Consider the following 18,246-nt stretch of genomic DNA (forward strand, 5'->3'; position numbering starts at 1 on the left):
CAGATTTTATGAAATTCCCTGTACCAGGCTGCGAATTTCATAACGCCTTCTTCTAAGGAAACCTTAGGAGTCCACCCGCAAAGCGCCCGCACACCCTCCAAACTGGCCCAAGTCTTTTCCATATCCGCTACCGGCCGCTTTCGAAGCTCAATCCGTGCAGAACGCCCAAGATATTTTTCCAGAAGCCCAATAAGAGCAGTCACATGCTCAGGCCTATCCCCGCCTAGATTAAGAAGCCTGGCCTGCCCCTTCTCCGGCGGCAGATCCATGATATCCAGAATACCCGCGGTAATATCATCTATATATGTGAAATCCCGCGACAGGTTGGCACCCTCATAAAGGGTGACAGGCTTCCCCGTACAAATCGCATCGGCAAAACCATAATACGCCATGTCGGGACGCCCCCAAGGCCCATAGACAGTGAAGAACCTCAATCCAGTTTGGGGGATTCCATAAAGATACGCATAGGTAGACGCTGTAAGTTCACCCGCTCTCTTGGTGACAGCATACAAAGAGCTTGGTTCATCTACCCGATCATCTTCCCGAAAAGGCAATGACCGATTTCTACCGTAAACAGAGGATGAAGACGCATAAACGAAATGCTTCAGCTCTTTGAGCGCTCGACACGCTTCCAGCAGAACGACCTGCCCCATGACATTGGTCTGTACATAGGAATAAGGATCCACCAGCGAATATCGAACACCCGCCTGCGCGGCCAGATGGATGACAATCTCAATATCTGGATGTGCTGCCACAAGAGACGTCATCCCATCTCTGTCAGACACATCCATCTGCAAGAACAAGAAATTCGCCTGCCCATCCAACTGCTTCAGTCGGGCCTCTTTCAGAGAGCGGTCATAATAGCTGTTGAGCGTATCAACACCGACAACATCCATTCCGCGAGCAAGCAATGCGTTTGCAACATGAAACCCAATAAAGCCAGCCGCTCCAGTAACAAGAACCTTCACAATCGTTTCAGTGCTTCAAAGCCGGACTGCTGACCGCATCACCCACCCGGATACCCAGCTCTTCCGTAACACCACCGGCAAGCTCAAGCGTATTGGCAACAGAACCATTACTGCTGAGAATGGCCTCACTCAAGGGCACAGCCTTTTCAGCAATCGCATGAATATGGTTGGTGGAATCAATAAACACGATGTCCAGAGACACCAGAGTATTCCTCATCCACATATCGGAAACCTGCGGGCGAGGCCAAAGAAAGAGCATTCCCTTGTCTTTCGGCAATTCCTTGCGAAACATCTCGCCAACTTCCTGTTGACGATATGTTTTTGCAAGCTCCACCGTGAACTGATGCTTGACCCCATCCTGTGTGGTGATCGTCAGAGGTGCTGTCGGCAAAACGGGCTGCGCCTGACGGATCGGCTCCTCCGCTGCGTAAGCGGAACCAGACAGCCCACCAACAGCAAAACATGCAGCAGCCAACACGGAACACACAGAAAATCGCATGAAAAACCCCTTTGAAAATTTATAGACCAGCAACAAGAAACGGATTGGAGCGACGCTCTTCACCAATCGTGGTTGGCATTCCATGCCCACACAACACGACGGTTTCATCGGGCAAACTCAGAAGCTGGCGTCGAATACCAGCAATCAAGGCTTCAAAATCGCCATACGCAAAATCAGTGCGCCCTACCGTCCGACGAAACAGCGTATCCCCGACGATTGCTCTGCCACTGGCATGATCAATAAAAACCACATGGCCAGGCGTATGACCCGGAAGATGCCGCACCTCAATATCATGCCCTAGAAGCCGCAGCGTCTCTCCATCTTCCAGAAACCGGTCCGGCACGACACTGACCATGCCGCTCAAACCAAAATGAGCTGCCTGCTTTTCAATAGTACTCAGAAGAAACGCATCCCGACGATCAGGCCCCAGAACCGGAACAGGCTGCCCCTGTGCTTCAGTCAGACGCGTCCGAAGGTCATCAGCCCCACCGGCATGATCAAGATGCCCATGGGTCAACAGGATCGCATCAACTGTCAAACCAGTGAGCTCCTGAAGCAGATCATCTACATCGCCGCCCGGGTCCACGACGATGGCATGGTTCCGTTCATCCCAGAGGATCGTGCAGTTCTGCCGGATCGGCGTCACAGCTACTCTTTTGACATTCAAAGGGACCACGCTTCTGTCTCCCGACCGGCCGGTTCATCCATCGCTCCCGGCGATACCGCGTCCTTCCCCCTACCACAAGGGACCAACGGGGTGATTGACCCGCCCTCAAAGGCGCATCACTCTGCACCTTTCTTCCCTCAGGATCAGGAATATTCCATGAGCCGTATCATCCGCACAGAACCCAACGCCATCCTGTCCAAGGCTGTCGAATACCACGGTTTTATCTTCACACAGGGTGTTGTCGCCAAAGACCTGTCCCAAGACATCAACGGACAGACAAAGGACGTTCTGGCCCAGCTGGACGCCATCCTCGAAGAACACGGCACAGACAACACCCGCATTCTTCAGGCACAGATCTGGCTGAAAGACATTGCTGATCGCGATGCCCTCAACACTCACTGGTCCGCATGGCTTCAGGAAGGCCTGGCTCCTGCACGTGCCTGCGTTCAGGCCGTCATGGCTGACCCACGCATCCTCGTGGAAATCATGCTAACGACGACCAAATAAACCACTTCGGGACAATAAGGCATAATTAAGGCAGAATGCGACGCAAGAAAGATTTTCAACTGAAATGAAAATTTAACCCTCAGCAATGCATTCTGCCCTTGTCAGGGTTGCATGAAGATTGTTAGCTCCCTGTCACCCGAACGACACAAGCCAATTCAGGATCAAAAAGATCGTGACGCATAAAAGTTGCCGGAAAACTTTTTTCTCTGCCCTGGCGCTCTCAGCGGTCATGTTCTTTTCAAGTCATGCACAGGCCAAACACCTCCGTGGTTCACACGGCGGTCACAGTGTCTTCCGCTCTCACCGAGCATCCCATTCCTACCACCACCACACATTTTCCACGGCACACGTCATTCAGTGCGTAGCCTACGCAAAAGAAGCTTCTGACGTTGTCCTTCACGGCAATGCCCGTGACTGGTGGTACAATGCTGCTGGCCGCTATGCCCGCGGGAACGCTCCGGAAGCAGGATCAGTCCTGAACTTCCGCGCCATCCGCCGTATGCCACTGGGTCATGTGGCCGTCGTTCGCGCGGTAGAAAACAGCCGCACCATCTACATTGACCAGTCTCACTGGGCCTCCAACGGCATCGCACACAATGTGCGCGTTGTAGACGTATCGCCCAACAATGACTGGAGCGCAGTCCGCGTTGCACTGAATGACCGTAGCGGACGATTCGGTAGCATCTATCCCACTTATGGCTTCATTTATGGCCGCCCGGATGACGGACGCCCAGCACGACAGGTTATGGTGGCCCGTGAAAGCCACCCTACGACCTTCCGGCATCGCGCTGTTTTCCATGGTTCGAACGCTCTAGGCCACCCAATGAGCAACACAGAAGTTGCTGAAGCCCCAGACGACGCGTTCACTTCAGACGCTCCCAACCGCTCAATTCGCTAAGATTGAGCCTACAAAAAAAGCGGGGATCTACCCCGCTTTTTTTGTGCCCGACCCAGTGATCGAACCTCAGTCAGGTCGCGTATCCTTATGATACGGATGATTGGAGTTAATCGCTTGGGCTCTGAAAATCTGCTCAGCAATCATGACCCGTACAAGCATGTGAGGCCAGGTCATGGCGCCCAGAGAAATGACCGCATCTGCTCTCTGAATAACAGAACCATCCAGCCCTTCTGCTCCCCCTATGAGGAAATGAAGAGGCCGGCCCGTTTCCTGCCATCGGGAAAGAAGGGTGGCAAACTGCAAGCTGCCATGCGTTTTGCCCCCCTCATCCAAAGCAACGACAAAGGCGTTCTCAGGACACGCCGCCAGAAGCGCACCAGCATCTCGCCGTTTCTGCTCCTGAACCGACCCCTTGGAAGGCAACAGCTCTGTAACAGTCAGAGCAGGACGAATCCGGCCCGCATAACGGTCAAACAGCTCCCGTTCCGGCCCGGATTTCAGACGTCCAATAGCAACGAGCTTCATTCAGCCCTGCTCTTCGCCCTTACCGACAGCTACTTCGGATTCGTTCGAATCCAGATCGGCACTCCACATCTTTTCCAGACCGTAGAGCTCACGACTTTCCGGCTTGAAGAGATGAACAACTATATCGCCTGCATCAAGCAGCACCCAGTCGCTGCCATTAGCCCCTTCAACGAGAACCCGGTTGAAGCCTTCTTCACCCAGCTTCTTTTCGATGTGATGAGCCATAGCCGCAATCTGACGGTCTGCCAGACCGGTTGCGACAACCATGCGATCGGCAAAATTGGCGCGCCCCACCAGATCCACCACCACAATGTCTTCTGCCTTGTCTTCCTCAAGGCTCGCCGTGATAATGGAAAGCATTTTCGTCAGAACATCCCGCTGCACAGGCTCGCGCTTGACGGCTGTCTTCTTGGGACCGGCAGCAGCAGCTTTCTTGCGAGGCGTTCCCGGCACCTTGGCAGCCTCGGCCAGTGCCGCATCAGGGGTGCTGGTTTTCCGACGCATGGTCTTGGCCTTCGGGTCGGTTGAGGTCGTCTTGGTGATGGTTTTTACTCCTGATCCGCGTCCAGACAGATTTGCCCAGACTTACGCAACGCTGTAGCCGATATATCGTTCTGCGGCGCAGAAAGGAACGTCCAAGCGCTTCCTTTTCTCCGCCCCAGTATGGGTGCCTCTCTCGATGGCCGCCGATTTCGACGCAAAACCGAGGCTGCCGCTCCATGTAATGCAGGGGTCACACTCCCTGGCCGGGGCAGAATCGCGATCGGAATCATCCGCGCCAAAACACGCCAGTTCTTCCATCGGGAAAACTGTGCCAACCCATCAGCACCCATGAGCCAGACAAACTGCACATTCGGAAAACGCTGCTTCAACAACGCCACAGTCTTGACCGTATAACGCTGCTTCAGGCGAGCCTCGATATCCGTCGCACAAATCCGGCGCCCATCCGCAAGCCTCTGCGCTGACGCAAGCCGCGCCCTGAACGCTCCCATCCCCTTCCGGGGCTTCAGCGGATTCCCCGGAGACACCATCAGCCAGACCTGATCCAACTTAAGAGCCCGCAACGCCCGCTGCGCCACCTGAAGATGCCCGATATGCGCCGGATTGAAAGACCCCCCCAGGAGGCCAACCCGCATCCGGCGCCCATCCCCAAAAGTCGGGATCACGGTCAGCCGCGCACCTGCCCATTGCCACGAACTTCGTAGCGATAGCAGGTCAGTTGTTCGAGTCCGACCGGCCCACGAGCGTGCATGCGCCCCGTGGCAATACCGATCTCGGCCCCGAATCCGAACTCACCACCGTCACAGAACTGCGTAGACGCATTCCACAACACCACCGCACTGTCCGTCCCATTCAGGAACACAGCAGCGGCTTCGGGATCTTCGGCAATGATCGCTTCCGTATGAGCACTGCCATGACGGGCAATGTGCTCAAGAGCCTCTTCAACGCCATCCACAACAGCAATGGACAGAATCGAATCCAGCCATTCGGTATCAAAATCAGCCGCACTCGCCGTCGGCAAGGACGGAACAATCGCTCGAGCATCTTCATCTGCCCGGAACGTACACCCTTTTGCAGCCAAATCGTCCACAATCAGCGGCAGCAGTGACGGGGCAATCGCCCGATCAATCAGCAGCGTCTCGGTCGCCCCACAGATCCCGGTCCGGCGCATCTTGGCATCCAGCAGCACCCGACGCGCCATATCCGGATCAGCACTGGCATGAACATAGGTGTGATTCAGCCCATCCGCATGCGCCAGAACAGGCACACGCGCCTCACGCTGAACACGCTCGACCAAAGACTTTCCACCGCGCGGAATAATGAGATCAACCCCATCAGCCGCCTGAAGCAAAGCTCCGACCAACGCACGATCAGCAGAAGGCAGAATCTGCACGCAAGCCGGATCAAGACCCGCCTGCTCCAACCCAGCAACCATCGCCGCATGAATAGCACGTGCCGAATTCAGGCTTTCACCACCACCACGCAGAATGACGGCATTGCCCGACTTGATGCAAAGTGCCGCAGCATCAGCACCAACATTCGGCCGACTTTCGTAAATCATACCAATGACGCCAAGCGGCACCGCAACCCGGCGAAACAGCAACCCGTTCGGTCGCTCCCATTCCGCCAGAATACGTCCAAGCGGATCTGGTAGTTGGGCAACGTCTTCCAGACCCTTCGCCATTGCCTCAACCCTCTCAGGCGTCAGCGTCAGACGATCCCGGAACGCTGCCGTCCGGTCAGCAGACAATGTGGCCAGATCCTGCTGGTTGGCCGCAACAATCGCTGTAGAATTTTCACGAAGTGCCGCAGCCGCAGCCACAAGCGCCCGGTTCCGCGTAGCCTCATCAGCCCGCGCCAGCCCCCGACTCGCCTGACGGGCTTTATCCGTCAGGCTTTTCAGAATAGCCGAAGCGTCAGACATTGAATCGGAAGAGGAGAATATCTCCGTCCTGCACAACATATTCCTTGCCTTCGATCCGCAACTTCCCCGCCTCCTTGGCGCCTGCTTCACCATTGCAAGCCACATAGTCGTCAAAAGCAACCGTTTCGCAGGCAATAAAGCCGCGTTCAAAGTCATTGTGAATAACCGCAGCAGCCTGAGGCGCTTTCGTTCCCGCAGTAATCGTCCAGGCACGCGCTTCTTTCGGGCCAACCGTGAAGTATGTCCGCAGACCCAGCAGACGATAGCCAGCCGCAATCACACGATCCAGACCACTGTCACTCAGGCCAAGCCCTTCCAAGAACTCCGTACGATCTTCGTGCGGCAACTGGCTGACCTCAGCCTCGATCGCCGCAGACACAATCACAACACCAGCGCCTTCTTCCTCAGCACGCTTGCGAACCGCCTCCGAGTGCGCGTTTCCGGTGGCCGCAGAAGCCTCCTCAACGTTGCAAACATACAGAACCGGCTTCGTCGTCAGCAGCTGAAGACGCGCTGCTTCCTCTTCCTGGCCCTTCGGCACCGCCGTACGGGCAGGCTTACCATCACGCAGCGCCGCAATCAGCGGCTCCATCAGCTCAAGCTGGGCCTGTGCTTCGCGGTCATTGCCCCGCGCACGCTTCTGAAGATTGATCTGGCGCTTCTCAAGGCTTTCCAGATCCGCAAGCATCAGTTCGGTCTCGATGATGTCCGCATCCCGAACCGGATCGACCCCACCTTCAACGTGGGTGATGTCATCATCTTCAAAGCAACGCAAAACATGAATGATGGCATCCGTCTCGCGGATATTCGCCAGAAACTGGTTCCCCAGCCCCTCCCCCTTGGACGCACCACGAACCAGCCCCGCAATATCAACAAACTCAAGGCTGGTCGGGATTTCTTTCTGGGACTTGCCGATCTTCACCAGAATATCCAGTCGCGGGTCCGGCACGGCAACACGGCCCGTATTCGGTTCAATGGTGCAGAATGGGTAGTTCGCTGCCTGCGCTGCGGCTGTTTCCGTCAGGGCATTGAACAACGTGGACTTGCCAACATTGGGCAGACCAACGATGCCGCAATTGAAACCCATTGTGCTCTCCATTTTTCAGGCCGCCAACTCGGTCAGCCCAGTCTCAGAATTCAGTTGCTCTGTGTTCGCAGAATCCACGCCCACGGACAACACCTGCGCCCTGCAAAACAGGCAGCAGAGTACGATTCCCGCCTGAGATCTCTCTCCGGCAGCGCCCCGCACGTTATACCAGTGAAAAAAGCTGACCATAAGAGACCCGAGGTCTCCCGGCATTCAGGCCGTAAGCAGCGCCACTTTCGTCATGAACGCTTCATTCTCGCCCTTGGCCAAAATAGGCGCAGCATCCGCAACCGCCTCAAGCCACCGCTCCAACTCCGGTTCTTCCGCCTTGGCGAAATTCCCCAGAACATGCCCGTGTACCCGGTCCTTATGCCCCGGATGGCCAATGCCCATCCGTACACGCCAGTAATCCGGCCCGGAAAGACAGCGATCCATTGAGCGCAGGCCATTATGCCCCGCCGCTCCGCCACCACGCTTGATGCGCAGTTTGCCGAAAGCAAGATCGAGTTCGTCATGGAAAACGGTGATGTCGGCCTGCGCGATCTTGAAGAACTGCGCGGCCTGCTGAACACTGTCACCCGACAGGTTCATGTAGGTCATCGGCTTGAGGAGCAGAATTTTCTGCCCCCCAAGCGTTCCTTCAGAGGTTTCCCCCCGAAAGCGCTTGCGCCACGGGGAAAACCCGTGACGCCTGGCGATTTCATCAACCGCCATGAAGCCGATGTTATGTCGATGACGGCTCATCCCCGGCTCGGGATTGCCGAGACCGGTCCAGAGCCTCATGACTTACTTCTTCTTTGCGCCCGGCTTTGCCGTAGCAGCGGCAGCAGCCGCAGCAGCCTTGGCAGCAGCTTCAGCTTCCATTTCTGCATCGATGGTCGGCGGAGCAACGGAAGCGATCACGATATCGGTAGCCTGACCACCCGTCAGAGAAACGCCTTCGGTGCCCTTCAGGTCAGCCCAACGAACGCTGTCATGGATGTCCAGCGCGCTCAGGTCAGCCGTGAAGTGCTCAGGAATGTTGGCCGGGTCAGCAGCAACGTCAACATAGTGACGGACAACGTTCAGAACGCCACCGCGCTTGATGCCCGGAGCCTTTTCTTCGCCCGTGAAGACGATGGAGACTTCAACGTGAACCTTCGTGCCAGCGGAAACGCGCTGGAAGTCCACATGGATCGGAGCATCGGAAACCGGGTGCAGTTGCACGTCACGGATCAGAGCTGCAACCGGCTCTGCACCTTCTGCTGCCAGGTTGTACACGCGGGAGGACCAGCCACCACGGTGCAGTTCCTTCATGATCACGCGCGGATCAAGAGCAATGATGGAAGGCTCCTGCTTGCCACCATAGATTACTGCCGGAACCAGCCCGGCACGTCTCGTTGCGCGCGCTGCCCCCTTACCAGCCTTCGCGCGCGTCGAGACAGCAAGTGTCGTCAAATTAGCCACTGTTACGCTCCTGCGTATTGAATTTCGTTACCACACAGACCTCCAGGGGTGCCTGTGCGAGCGGCGAAATAGCGGAAAACTGCGACACACACAACCTTTTTCCCGGATTCCGCATACCTCACGCCCCTCATCCGCCATGACTGGACCCGCTCCCAGCCCCCCAGATAGTCTGTCACACGCCCCATAGCTGCCCGCACCCCAGAGAACCCATGAGCATCGCCCAACGCCTCGAGCACCTCCCTTTCACTCCCTTCCATCGCCGCCTCCTGATTCTTGGTGGCTGCGGATACATGTTCGACGGCCTGGACTCCGCCATCGTTGCTTTCACCCTCCCAGTTCTGAAGACGGAATGGCACCTGTCCGGTCCATTCCTCGGACTATTGGGAAGCGCAACATATCTGGGATACGGCATCGGCTCTCTGCTGGCAGGCTTATGGGCAGACAAATCCGGTAGACGCACCGTCATGATGAGCGCCCTCGCGCTTTACGCCATCGGATCCCTGCTATCCGCCGTTTCCCACACATTCAGCAGTTTCTTCAGCGCCCGTCTTCTCGCTGGACTGGGTGCGGGCGCGGAAGCCACGATCATCGCCCCCTATCTGAGTGAATTCGTATCCTCACGCTATCGCGGAGCCTTCACGGCCAGCCTCACCGGCTTCTATTCCTTCGGTTACGTGACAGCTGCCATCCTCGGCTTCATGATCGTCCCCTCCTCCCCCGACGGCTGGCGATGGGCACTGGCCGCCACAGCCCTACCCGTCCTGATGCTTCTTTGGTGGAGACGGACTCTTCCCGAATCTCCAAGATGGCTCGATCAGCAGGGACGCACACACGAAGCCTGTCGCATTGTCGGAATGATTGAACAAAGCGCAGGACTGGCCGTCGGTCTTTCAACAACACCCGATACTGCCGGAAGAGCCAACCGCTCCCTGAGCGATCTTTTCGCTCCCAACCTCAGACGCTCTACGCTCATGAGCTGGGTCATGTGGCTCAGCATCACCTTCTGCTTCTACGCGTTCTTTACCTGGATCCCCACGCTCATGATCGAACGTGGCATGACCGTGACCCGTAGCTTCGCATACGCCATTTCGATCTATGCCGCACAACTTCCCGGATATCTCGCCTCAGCTTTCTGCACGGAACGTCTCGGCCGACGCGCCACAGTGGCAACCTTCATGATCTGCGGCGGAATCAGCGCTATTGGCCTGGCCGCAAGCCAGACACCCACACAGGTCCTGATCTTCGGCATCCTGCTCTCCATGTTCATGAACGGAACCTACGGTGGTATCTACGCCTACACCCCGGAACTCTTCCCAACATCCCTGCGCGGAAGAGGCATGGGACTGGCTTCCGCCATCGCACGCCTGGGCGCTATCTCATCCCCTGTCCTGATCGGCTGGATTTACCCAAAAGCCGGTTTCCCCGGCGTCTTCGGCCTCACAACCTGCGTCCTGCTTATAGGCGCGGGCACCACTCTGATCTTCGGCCCCAGAACAGAAAAACGCCCGCTCGATCAGGGGCAGGCGTTCCACTGAAATCCAGAATATCCAACCCGGTCAGAGCATCGGCATCCCGCCATTAACAGCCAGCAAAGCGCCCGTCGTGTAACTGTTCAACGGATCAGCAAAATACACATAAGCCCCAGCCAGTTCTGCTGGCTGACCCGGTCGGCCCAGCGGAACATCGGACCCAATGCTCTTCTGGGCTTCTTCCGGCATTCCCGTCACAATGAACGGCGTCCAGATCGGCCCCGGCATCACGCCATTCACCCGAATGCCTCGGGACGCAAGCTGCTGCGCCATACTCACTGTAAAGTTCGCAATCGCCGCTTTCGTCATCGAATAGGGCACAAGAATTTTCGGAGGCGTTTTCAGATTGACTGAAGAGGTGTTGATAATGGACGCCCCCGGCTTCAGATGCGGCAACGCAGCCTTCGTCAGATAAAACATGGCATGCGTGTTTGTATCAAAATGACGTTGCCAATCTTCGTCGGTGATGTCTTCAAGATGCTCTGCCCAACTCTGGAACGCCGCATTGTTTACCAGAACATCAAGCCGTCCGAATGCGTCCAGTGTCTTGTTCACAAGCGCCTGACACTGAGCTGCCTCCCGAATATCCCCCGGCAGAAGAAGGCAACGCCGTCCTTCAGCTTCGATCTGCCCTGCAATCTCCTTCGCATCCTGACTCTCAGAATCAAGGTAAGACACCGCAACATCGGCGCCTTCACGAGCAAAAGCCAAAGCCACAGCGCGCCCGATCCCGGAATCCCCTCCCGTAATCAGAGCCACCTGCCCCGTCAGTTTTCCTGACCCCCGATAGGTTTTCTCCCCATAATCAGGTTCCGGCGTCATCTTCGCCGAAAGACCAGGAAAAGGTTGCGTTTGCCCCTCAAAAGGAGGCTGCGGATAACAATGACGCGGATCAACAGGCATCCAAGCCTCCTTCAGTACGGCAGTCTGATCGCTAACGAGCCGCTCTTTCGTTCAGTTCAGAACATTTCTCCAAATTATTTTCCGGAACATTTACCAACGTCTCAGACTTCTAAAGTGAAGGATTTCCCGAAACGGAAGTCGACTTACTGAAATCAGGCCGAAGCGCCCGGCATTACTTTCCCGGACACTCGCGACGACAGCAGATCGGATCGACCCATGAGCGACACGGCAGATAAACGCACCACCGTGACCATCGGTGACCAGACCTTCGAACGCGGCCCCCAGGGGGCAACCCATCAGACCGCAAGCGGCGACACCCCCCCCCTGACCACCCAGCAGGGCGTACCCGTCGCAGATGACCAGAACTCCCTGAAGGCAGGCCCGCGCGGCGGAACGCTTCTGGAAGACTTCCATTTCCGGGAAAAGATCTTCCACTTCGACCACGAACGCATCCCCGAACGCGTCGTCCATGCCCGAGGCTACGGCGCACACGGCTTCTTCGAGCTCACCGACTCCCTCTCCGACTACACAACCGCCAAAGTTCTCGGAAAAACCGGAACCCGTGTCCCGGCTTTCGTCCGCTTCTCAACCGTCGCTGGCGCAAAGGGGTCTTCCGATCTGGTCAGAGACGTTCGCGGTTTTGCCGTGAAGCTCTACACGGAGGAAGGCAACTGGGATCTCGTAGGCAACAACATGCCCGTGTTCTTCATTCAGGACGCCATGAAATTCCCGGATATGGTCCACGCCGTGAAGGAAGAACCTGATCGCGGTTTCCCGCAAGCCCAGTCCGCCCATGACAATTTCTGGGACTTCGCATCACTCTCGCCCGAAACCGTCCACATGCTCCTCTGGGTCATGTCAGACCGGGCTATCCCCCGGTCCTTCCGCTTCATGGAAGGCTTTGGCGTCCATACTTTCAGACTCATCAACGCCGAAGGAAACTCCACCTACGTCAAGTTCCACTGGAAGCCGAAGCAGGGCCTTCAGTCCATCGTGTGGAACGAGGCCGTCAAAATCAACGGCGCTGACCCCGACTTCCACCGCCGCGACCTCTGGCAGGCCATCGAATCCGGCGATTATCCGGAATGGGAACTGGGCGTACAGCTCTTTGATGACGCCTTCGCTGACACATTCGACTTCGATATTCTGGATGCGACCAAACTCATCCCGGAAGAACTCGTCCCCGTTCGCCGGATTGGTCGCCTTGTGCTGGATCGCATGGTAGACAACTTCTTCGCTGAAACCGAACAGGTCGCCTTCTGCACCCAGAACGTCGTCCCCGGTATCGGCTTCACCAACGATCCGCTCCTGCAAGGCCGAAACTTCTCCTATCTGGACACACAGACAAAGCGTCTCGGCGGCCCGAACTTCACGCACATCCCCATTAACGCGCCGAAATGCCCGTTCCACAACTTCCAGCAGGACGGCCACGCCGCCATGCACAACCCAAAGGGTCGCGTAAATTACGAACCCAACTCCTGGGGTGCAGGTCCGCGTGAAAACCCCAAGACTGGCTACAAACACTTCCCCGATAACAACGGTCGCACGACCCGCGAACGCGGTGAACTCTTCGCCGATCACTACAGTCAGGCACGCCAGTTCTACATCAGCCAGACAAAGCCCGAACAAACGCACATCAAGAATGCGTTCGTGTTCGAACTCAGCAAGGTCGAGACGCCAAACATCCGGTCCCGCGTCATCGCCCATCTTCTGAATGTGGATGAAACGCTGGCCAAGGGCGTGGCCGAAGGTCTGGGCCTGAAAGACCTTCCGGCCCCAGCTCCCGCTGCCCGCACACCGATCACGGATCTGGCCGCCTCGACAGCGCTCAGCATCCTCAAGAACGGACCAGACTCTTTTGCAGGTCGAAAGCTGGGCGTCATTGTCACAGACGGAACAGACGCCGCCCTCCTCAACGCTCTTCAGACGCAGGTCGAGGCGGAAGGAGCAATTATGGAACTGGTCGCTCCCGTTGTTGGAGGCATCACTCTAACAGACGGCCAGATCATCCCTGCCCAACAGAAAATCGTCGGTGCACCATCCGTCCTTTACGATGCCGTCGTGCTCCTTTCGTCCGCCGAGGGAACAAAACTCCTTGGCAAAGACGCAACAACTCGCGATTTTGTGGCCGATGCTTTCGCCCACGCCAAATTCATCGCCTACGGCCCGGACGCCACCGCCCTTTTGGCAAAAGGCGGTATCACTTCTGACGATATGGATGATGGCGTGATCGCTCTCAAAAATGAAGCAGACATCAAACCCTTCATCACAACCTGCCGGAAGCTCCGCTTTTGGGATCGTGAAGCTAAAACCCACAGCGTCTGACACACAAAAAAAGCCGGGGATCACACCCCGGCTTTTTTTAATGCTGAACAGAGGCCGCAACCCGGCGATCAGCTTCCTGCCGAACATGTGCAAAATCCTGCTTCAACGGCTTGCCATGCTCCACCATCAAATCGCCTCCCACATAAACCTGCTCCAGATTTTCCTGAGCCGCTGCAAAAACCAGCGTGGCATATGGGTCAAATACGTACCCAAGATTGGTCGGGTCAATCACAAGAAAATCCGCAAATTTCCCGACTTCCAGACTCCCAAGCCGATCCCCCACTTCCAGAACATCCGCACTTCCCCGCGTATGCAGGCGCACCACATCATACGGGCTCATGATCGCGGCACTTTGATACTTGTCCCGGATAGCATAAAGCCCAGTCCGCATGTTCTCGAAAGGATCAGCCAGATCCGCACTGGCTTCCCCGTCCTCTCCCATTCCAACCCGCAAACCTGCCTTCAGATAAGCCGGAATATCCGCCGTTCCTGACGCCAGACGACCATTCGACAGCGGATTCCAGACCATGGACGCCCCAGCCTTTACAGATCGGGCAATGATCTCGGGCGTCGTATGAATAAAATGTCCGAAGATCAGATGCGGCCCAAGGATGCCTTCATCCTCAAACCAGTGAAACCGGGCCTGCTGGGCTGAAACATTCTCAGGCGGCTCCAGATAATGGCTCTGGTTGAACAGATGATACTCCCGCATCAACGTCCCTTCGATCTTCGCCACCTCTCCGGTGTCGTGAAATCCCGTCCCACCATTGATCATCACGGAGAGAAACGTAGACCCGACGTGCTGCCCGGCGGACCATGCCAGAAAATCCCCCACATGCTGCCGGGCCTTTCCCAGCGATACATCGCCCTTACTCGGCAATGGCTCCAGACCATGCACGAACCGAATTCCAGAAGCCGCCTCTGCCTGAAACTGCAGCCGGTCAGTCGCCTCGACCACAGCGGAATTCGCCCCACCGTAATTGAAATTGTAAGCCGCCGTCACACCATGCGCGAGATGATCGAGCGCCCCATCCAGCGTGAACCAGTAAATATCTTCAGGTCGCGCAACGCTCGCCTTTCCGGAATACAGAGCCTCAATCCAGCCCATCAGCGTCTGGTCCGCAGCAAGCCCCCGATAGGCAGCCTGCCAGAGATGGCTATGTGCAGAAATAAAGCCCGGCATCACCCAGTGCCCATGCAGATCCACATCCTGATCGGCTTTCAGCCCTTTTGGCGGAAGACCCGCCCCGATGTGATCGATCACGCCATCCGAACGAACAGAGAAATACCCTTTGAAAGGCGCTTTCTGCCCATCGGCCATCGAAAAAATCAGGGCATTACGAACAAGAAGATGCGACGGGGCAGCATAAGCCACACCACTCGCACACACCGCCATAACGGCAGAACACAGAATCTGGACAGGACAAAGCATTTTCATCCCGGAACGATAACACTCACCGCTCCAGGAACAAGCTCACAATGCTCTAGAAATATTATGATGAAAGACGTGGCCGAATAGCCGAAATCTGATGACCAATATGGCCACCACCTGCCAGCGTCCGGCGCCGATGACTGAAGAACCGCTGATCCGTCAATGTATCAACGCCAAGTACTTCAATCTTCTGAACTCCGGCGGCCCGCAGACGCGCAGCGCAGTAACCCGGCAGATCAAATATGAAATGCCCGGCACGCTCTGCCAGACGAAAGAACACTTCAGCCTTCTGATCCTGCGCCAGAACTGCGTCCCGCATATCCGGACCCACTTCGTAGCTTTCCGGCCCGATACACGGCCCGACAGCCGCCCGAATTTCGGAAGCCCCAAGAGCTTTCATCTGCGCCACAACGGATTCCAGAATCCCGCCCGCAGCCCCACGCCACCCCGCATGAGCAGCCCCAACAACACGACCATCGCCCGAAGCCAGCAGAACAGGCCCACAATCCGCCGTAATGATGCTGACACCAACATCCGGTCGATCCGTCACCAACGCATCGCCATTCTGCCCAGTGCCCATGGCCCAGAGCGGCGTTTCGACAGTCACAGGAACCGTAATGTCACTATGAGTCTGCTTCAAACCCAGAAGCATGTCAGGCTCAACCTGAATCTGCCGCGCCACACGCGCCCGGTTCTCCCGCACATTCTCCAGATCATCAGGCGACGACAGAGAACAGTTCAAACTGTCATAAGGCTTGGGAGAAACGCCGCCCAGGCGGGTGAAAAACCCATGCGGCACACTGAGCAAATCACTCCCCAGCACCGCGTCAGACATGCGCCGTCTCCCGCCATGGACGACGCAGCGCATAAGTCATCAGTCCAATTCCAGCAAGCGCCATCGGAATGCACAGAATCTGCCCCATCGTCACGCCCCCCGCCAGAAAGCCTATATTCGCATCCGGCTCCCTGAAGAACTCACAGAAACTCCGCGCACAGGCATACCCGAACAGGAACAACCCGGACAGAAACCCGAAATGCCCCCGCAATCGGGGCCGGGATGCCGCAAACAGCATCACACACAACAGCAGAACGCCTTCCGTCAGCGCCTCATAAAGCTCGGACGGATGCCGAGCGACCGGCCCACCCGTCGGAAACACCATCGCCCACGGCAGATCCGGAGACGCCGGGCGCCCCCACAATTCCCCATTCACGAAGTTCGCACATCGACCCAGCGCCAGCCCGATCGGAACAACCGGCACAATACGATCCGCAAAAGCCAGAAAGCTCAGACGGTTCTTCCAGGAGAAGAACGCCAGAGCCAGAATGACGCCCAGTGCGCCACCATGAAACGACATCCCGCCGTCCCATGTCTTGATGATGTCCACCGGGTGCGCGAGATAATCCAGAGGCCGGTAGAACAGCACGTACCCAAGACGACCACCCAGAAGAACACCCAGAATGGCGTAAAACAGGAAATCATCGACCTGCTCACTCGTCGCCACTTCGGGGGAAAGACGATTCAACCGTCGCGCAATAGGCAGGGCAATGATGAACGACACCATGTAAGCCAGCGCATACCACCGCACAGGCAAAGGCCCGACATGGAAGGCAACAGGGTCAAACCCCGGAAACATCAATGGCTGGCTCAAAGGTTCAGCTCCGATCGGGAAAGGTAATCACGGACATACTGCCGGATACCGTCTTCAAGAGTTGTAAACGGCAGATCATAGCCCGCAGCCCGCAGTCGGCTCATATCCGCACAGGTATAGGATTGATACTGCCCCCGCAGCTTCTCAGGCATCTCAACAAACTCGACATCCCGCGCCCGATGCGCTGCATCACAGACCGCATAAGCAAGATCCAGATAGCTCCGCGCCACGCCGGTTCCGCAGTTGAACAACCCACTGACATCGGGATGGTCGAACAGCCAGAGCATGACGTTCACCACATCCCCAACCCAGATGAAATCGCGCTTCTGCTGACCATCCGGCAAGCCAGGAATATCGGACTTGAACAGCTTGGCTGCTGACCCGCGCTGAAGGTCATCATACTTGACCTTCACGACCGAGATCATGGACCCCTTGTGGTATTCATTCGGCCCATAAACATTGAAAAACTTGAGCCCAGCCCACTGCTTCGGAGCCGGATGCCCCGCCGCCAGCTCCCGCTTCACCCACAGATCAAACGCCTGTTTGGACCAGCCATAAAGGTTCAGCGGCTTCAGAGGATCAATCGCCTCCAGACCATCCCGGAACATCTCAGGCTTGTCCGCCGCGCCATATGTGGCCGCAGAAGAGGCGTAAATCATCCGGACGTCATTCTGCGCACACCAGCGCCAGAGAAACTGCGACAACGCCACATTGGTCGACCACACCAGATCCCCATCACGCGCCGTCGTGGCGCTGATGGCTCCCATATGGAACACCGCCTCAATCTTTGGCGCTTTCTCAAGGAAACTCGGAAGCGCCTCAGGCGTGATGATCTGATCGGGCGCATGCGAGGCAAGGTTCCGCCACTTCACCCCCTCATGCAGCCGGTCCACGATAACCGTCCGCAGCCCGCGTTGACGCAGGGCGGCATGAAGGCACGATCCAATGAATCCGGCTCCGCCGGTGACGATAATCATCCTTCCTGTATAGTCTGCCCCCGAAAACGATCCAAGCGACGCGCCACACACGACACGCCGCCTCTCTGCAGGAGTTTCTCCCATGTCTGACAGACCCCGCTTCTTCGACGACCTCGCAGGCCTCGCCGGCAATGCGTTTTCCGCTGTTACCGGTGCCCGCGAAGAACTGCACTCCATCATCCGCACCCGCGTCGATGAAATCCTGACCTCCCTAGAACTGGTCCGCCGGGACGAGTTCGACGCCGTACAGGAAATGGCCACCCGCGCCCGCATGGCACAGGACGAAGCAGAAGCCCGCCTCGCCGCTATCGAATCGCGCCTGACCGCCCTTGAAGAACTGGCAACGGAAGAAAAAGGCGGCCCACAGGGCTGATCCAGCCCATTCGACTGCGCCAGCACTGCAACACAT

20 protein-coding genes are annotated in these 18,246 nt (G+C 56.9%); 5 read left to right on the forward strand and 15 right to left on the reverse strand.

What is annotated here, in order from left to right:
- The 3 genes from GJA01_RS13415 to GJA01_RS13425 all read right to left on the reverse strand — a co-directional run.
- A partial coding sequence (locus GJA01_RS13415; protein WP_062502748.1) for an SDR family NAD(P)-dependent oxidoreductase occupies positions 1-968 on the reverse strand: 968 nt, incomplete at its 3' end.
- 7 nt (positions 969-975) lie between these two features.
- Positions 976-1,467, reverse strand: coding sequence for a DUF192 domain-containing protein (locus tag GJA01_RS13420; RefSeq protein WP_023944463.1), 492 nt, complete (start codon positions 1,465-1,467; stop codon positions 976-978).
- A gap of 19 nt (positions 1,468-1,486) precedes the next feature.
- Positions 1,487-2,143, reverse strand: a complete 657-nt coding sequence (locus GJA01_RS13425) for an MBL fold metallo-hydrolase (RefSeq protein ID WP_253783140.1) — start codon at positions 2,141-2,143, stop codon at positions 1,487-1,489.
- Positions 2,144-2,290: 147 nt separating this feature from the next.
- Here GJA01_RS13425 and GJA01_RS13430 point away from each other — a divergent pair, with 147 nt between their 5' ends.
- Positions 2,291-2,641, forward strand: coding sequence for a RidA family protein (locus GJA01_RS13430; RefSeq protein WP_010504564.1), 351 nt, complete (start codon positions 2,291-2,293; stop codon positions 2,639-2,641).
- A gap of 172 nt (positions 2,642-2,813) precedes the next feature.
- A complete protein-coding gene (locus GJA01_RS13435; RefSeq protein ID WP_061929059.1) occupies positions 2,814-3,539 on the forward strand; it encodes a CHAP domain-containing protein in 726 nt (241 codons plus the stop codon).
- Positions 3,540-3,605: 66 nt separating this feature from the next.
- On the opposite strand, the gene GJA01_RS13440 is transcribed toward GJA01_RS13435, so the two are convergent.
- The 7 genes from GJA01_RS13440 to GJA01_RS13470 form a co-directional block, all read right to left on the reverse strand.
- On the reverse strand, positions 3,606-4,064 hold the full coding sequence (locus GJA01_RS13440; RefSeq protein WP_062502750.1) for a 23S rRNA (pseudouridine(1915)-N(3))-methyltransferase RlmH: 459 nt from the start codon (positions 4,062-4,064) through the stop codon (positions 3,606-3,608).
- Positions 4,065-4,568, reverse strand: a complete 504-nt coding sequence (gene rsfS / locus GJA01_RS13445) for a ribosome silencing factor (RefSeq protein ID WP_062502751.1) — start codon at positions 4,566-4,568, stop codon at positions 4,065-4,067.
- A 44-nt stretch (positions 4,569-4,612) separates the two neighbouring features.
- The gene (locus tag GJA01_RS13450; RefSeq protein WP_253783145.1) at positions 4,613-5,200 is read right to left on the reverse strand and encodes a nicotinate-nucleotide adenylyltransferase; all 588 of its coding nucleotides are present in this window, start codon (positions 5,198-5,200) and stop codon (positions 4,613-4,615) included.
- A 32-nt stretch (positions 5,201-5,232) separates the two neighbouring features.
- Positions 5,233-6,489 (reverse strand): glutamate-5-semialdehyde dehydrogenase, encoded by a 1,257-nt coding sequence (locus GJA01_RS13455; RefSeq protein WP_062502753.1) that lies wholly within the window; start codon positions 6,487-6,489, stop codon positions 5,233-5,235.
- Complete coding sequence (ychF, locus tag GJA01_RS13460; RefSeq protein WP_062502754.1) at positions 6,482-7,576, reverse strand: redox-regulated ATPase YchF; 1,095 nt, start codon at positions 7,574-7,576, stop codon at positions 6,482-6,484. The genes GJA01_RS13455 and ychF overlap by 8 nt, the downstream gene beginning before the upstream one ends.
- A 213-nt stretch (positions 7,577-7,789) precedes the next feature.
- The gene (gene pth / locus GJA01_RS13465) at positions 7,790-8,359 is read right to left on the reverse strand and encodes an aminoacyl-tRNA hydrolase (protein WP_010504550.1); all 570 of its coding nucleotides are present in this window, start codon (positions 8,357-8,359) and stop codon (positions 7,790-7,792) included.
- Between the two features lie 3 nt (positions 8,360-8,362).
- The gene (locus tag GJA01_RS13470) at positions 8,363-9,022 is read right to left on the reverse strand and encodes a 50S ribosomal protein L25/general stress protein Ctc (protein ID WP_062018581.1); all 660 of its coding nucleotides are present in this window, start codon (positions 9,020-9,022) and stop codon (positions 8,363-8,365) included.
- Between the two features lie 209 nt (positions 9,023-9,231).
- Here GJA01_RS13470 and GJA01_RS13475 point away from each other — a divergent pair, with 209 nt between their 5' ends.
- Complete coding sequence (locus GJA01_RS13475; protein ID WP_062502756.1) at positions 9,232-10,557, forward strand: MFS transporter; 1,326 nt, start codon at positions 9,232-9,234, stop codon at positions 10,555-10,557.
- A 21-nt stretch (positions 10,558-10,578) separates the two neighbouring features.
- Here the strand turns inward: GJA01_RS13475 and GJA01_RS13480 are convergent, their stop codons facing one another.
- A complete protein-coding gene (locus GJA01_RS13480) occupies positions 10,579-11,454 on the reverse strand; it encodes an SDR family oxidoreductase (RefSeq protein ID WP_062502757.1) in 876 nt (291 codons plus the stop codon).
- A gap of 216 nt (positions 11,455-11,670) precedes the next feature.
- On the opposite strand from GJA01_RS13480, the gene GJA01_RS13485 reads away from it, so the two are divergent.
- Positions 11,671-13,779 (forward strand): catalase, encoded by a 2,109-nt coding sequence (locus GJA01_RS13485; RefSeq protein ID WP_062502758.1) that lies wholly within the window; start codon positions 11,671-11,673, stop codon positions 13,777-13,779.
- 37 nt (positions 13,780-13,816) lie between these two features.
- Here GJA01_RS13485 and GJA01_RS13490 read toward each other — a convergent pair whose 3' ends face one another.
- Genes GJA01_RS13490 through rfaD form a run of 4 tightly spaced genes read right to left on the reverse strand, consistent with a single transcriptional unit; the run spans position 13,817 to position 17,837 of the window.
- On the reverse strand, positions 13,817-15,217 hold the full coding sequence (locus GJA01_RS13490; protein WP_062502759.1) for an amidohydrolase family protein: 1,401 nt from the start codon (positions 15,215-15,217) through the stop codon (positions 13,817-13,819).
- 55 nt (positions 15,218-15,272) lie between these two features.
- A complete protein-coding gene (gene pgeF / locus GJA01_RS13495; protein ID WP_062502760.1) occupies positions 15,273-16,046 on the reverse strand; it encodes a peptidoglycan editing factor PgeF in 774 nt (257 codons plus the stop codon).
- Entirely contained in the window at positions 16,039-16,845 is an 807-nt protein-coding gene (gene lgt / locus GJA01_RS13500) for a prolipoprotein diacylglyceryl transferase (RefSeq protein ID WP_062018568.1), read from the reverse strand. Before lgt ends, pgeF begins: the two co-directional genes overlap by 8 nt.
- An 11-nt stretch (positions 16,846-16,856) precedes the next feature.
- The gene (gene rfaD / locus GJA01_RS13505) at positions 16,857-17,837 is read right to left on the reverse strand and encodes an ADP-glyceromanno-heptose 6-epimerase (RefSeq protein WP_062018566.1); all 981 of its coding nucleotides are present in this window, start codon (positions 17,835-17,837) and stop codon (positions 16,857-16,859) included.
- A gap of 82 nt (positions 17,838-17,919) precedes the next feature.
- Here rfaD and GJA01_RS13510 point away from each other — a divergent pair, with 82 nt between their 5' ends.
- Complete coding sequence (locus GJA01_RS13510) at positions 17,920-18,210, forward strand: accessory factor UbiK family protein (protein WP_010504534.1); 291 nt, start codon at positions 17,920-17,922, stop codon at positions 18,208-18,210.
- Positions 18,211-18,246: the final 36 nt, after the last annotated feature.

The organism is Gluconobacter japonicus (genome assembly GCF_002723975.1).
Classification (GTDB): domain Bacteria; phylum Pseudomonadota; class Alphaproteobacteria; order Acetobacterales; family Acetobacteraceae; genus Gluconobacter; species Gluconobacter japonicus.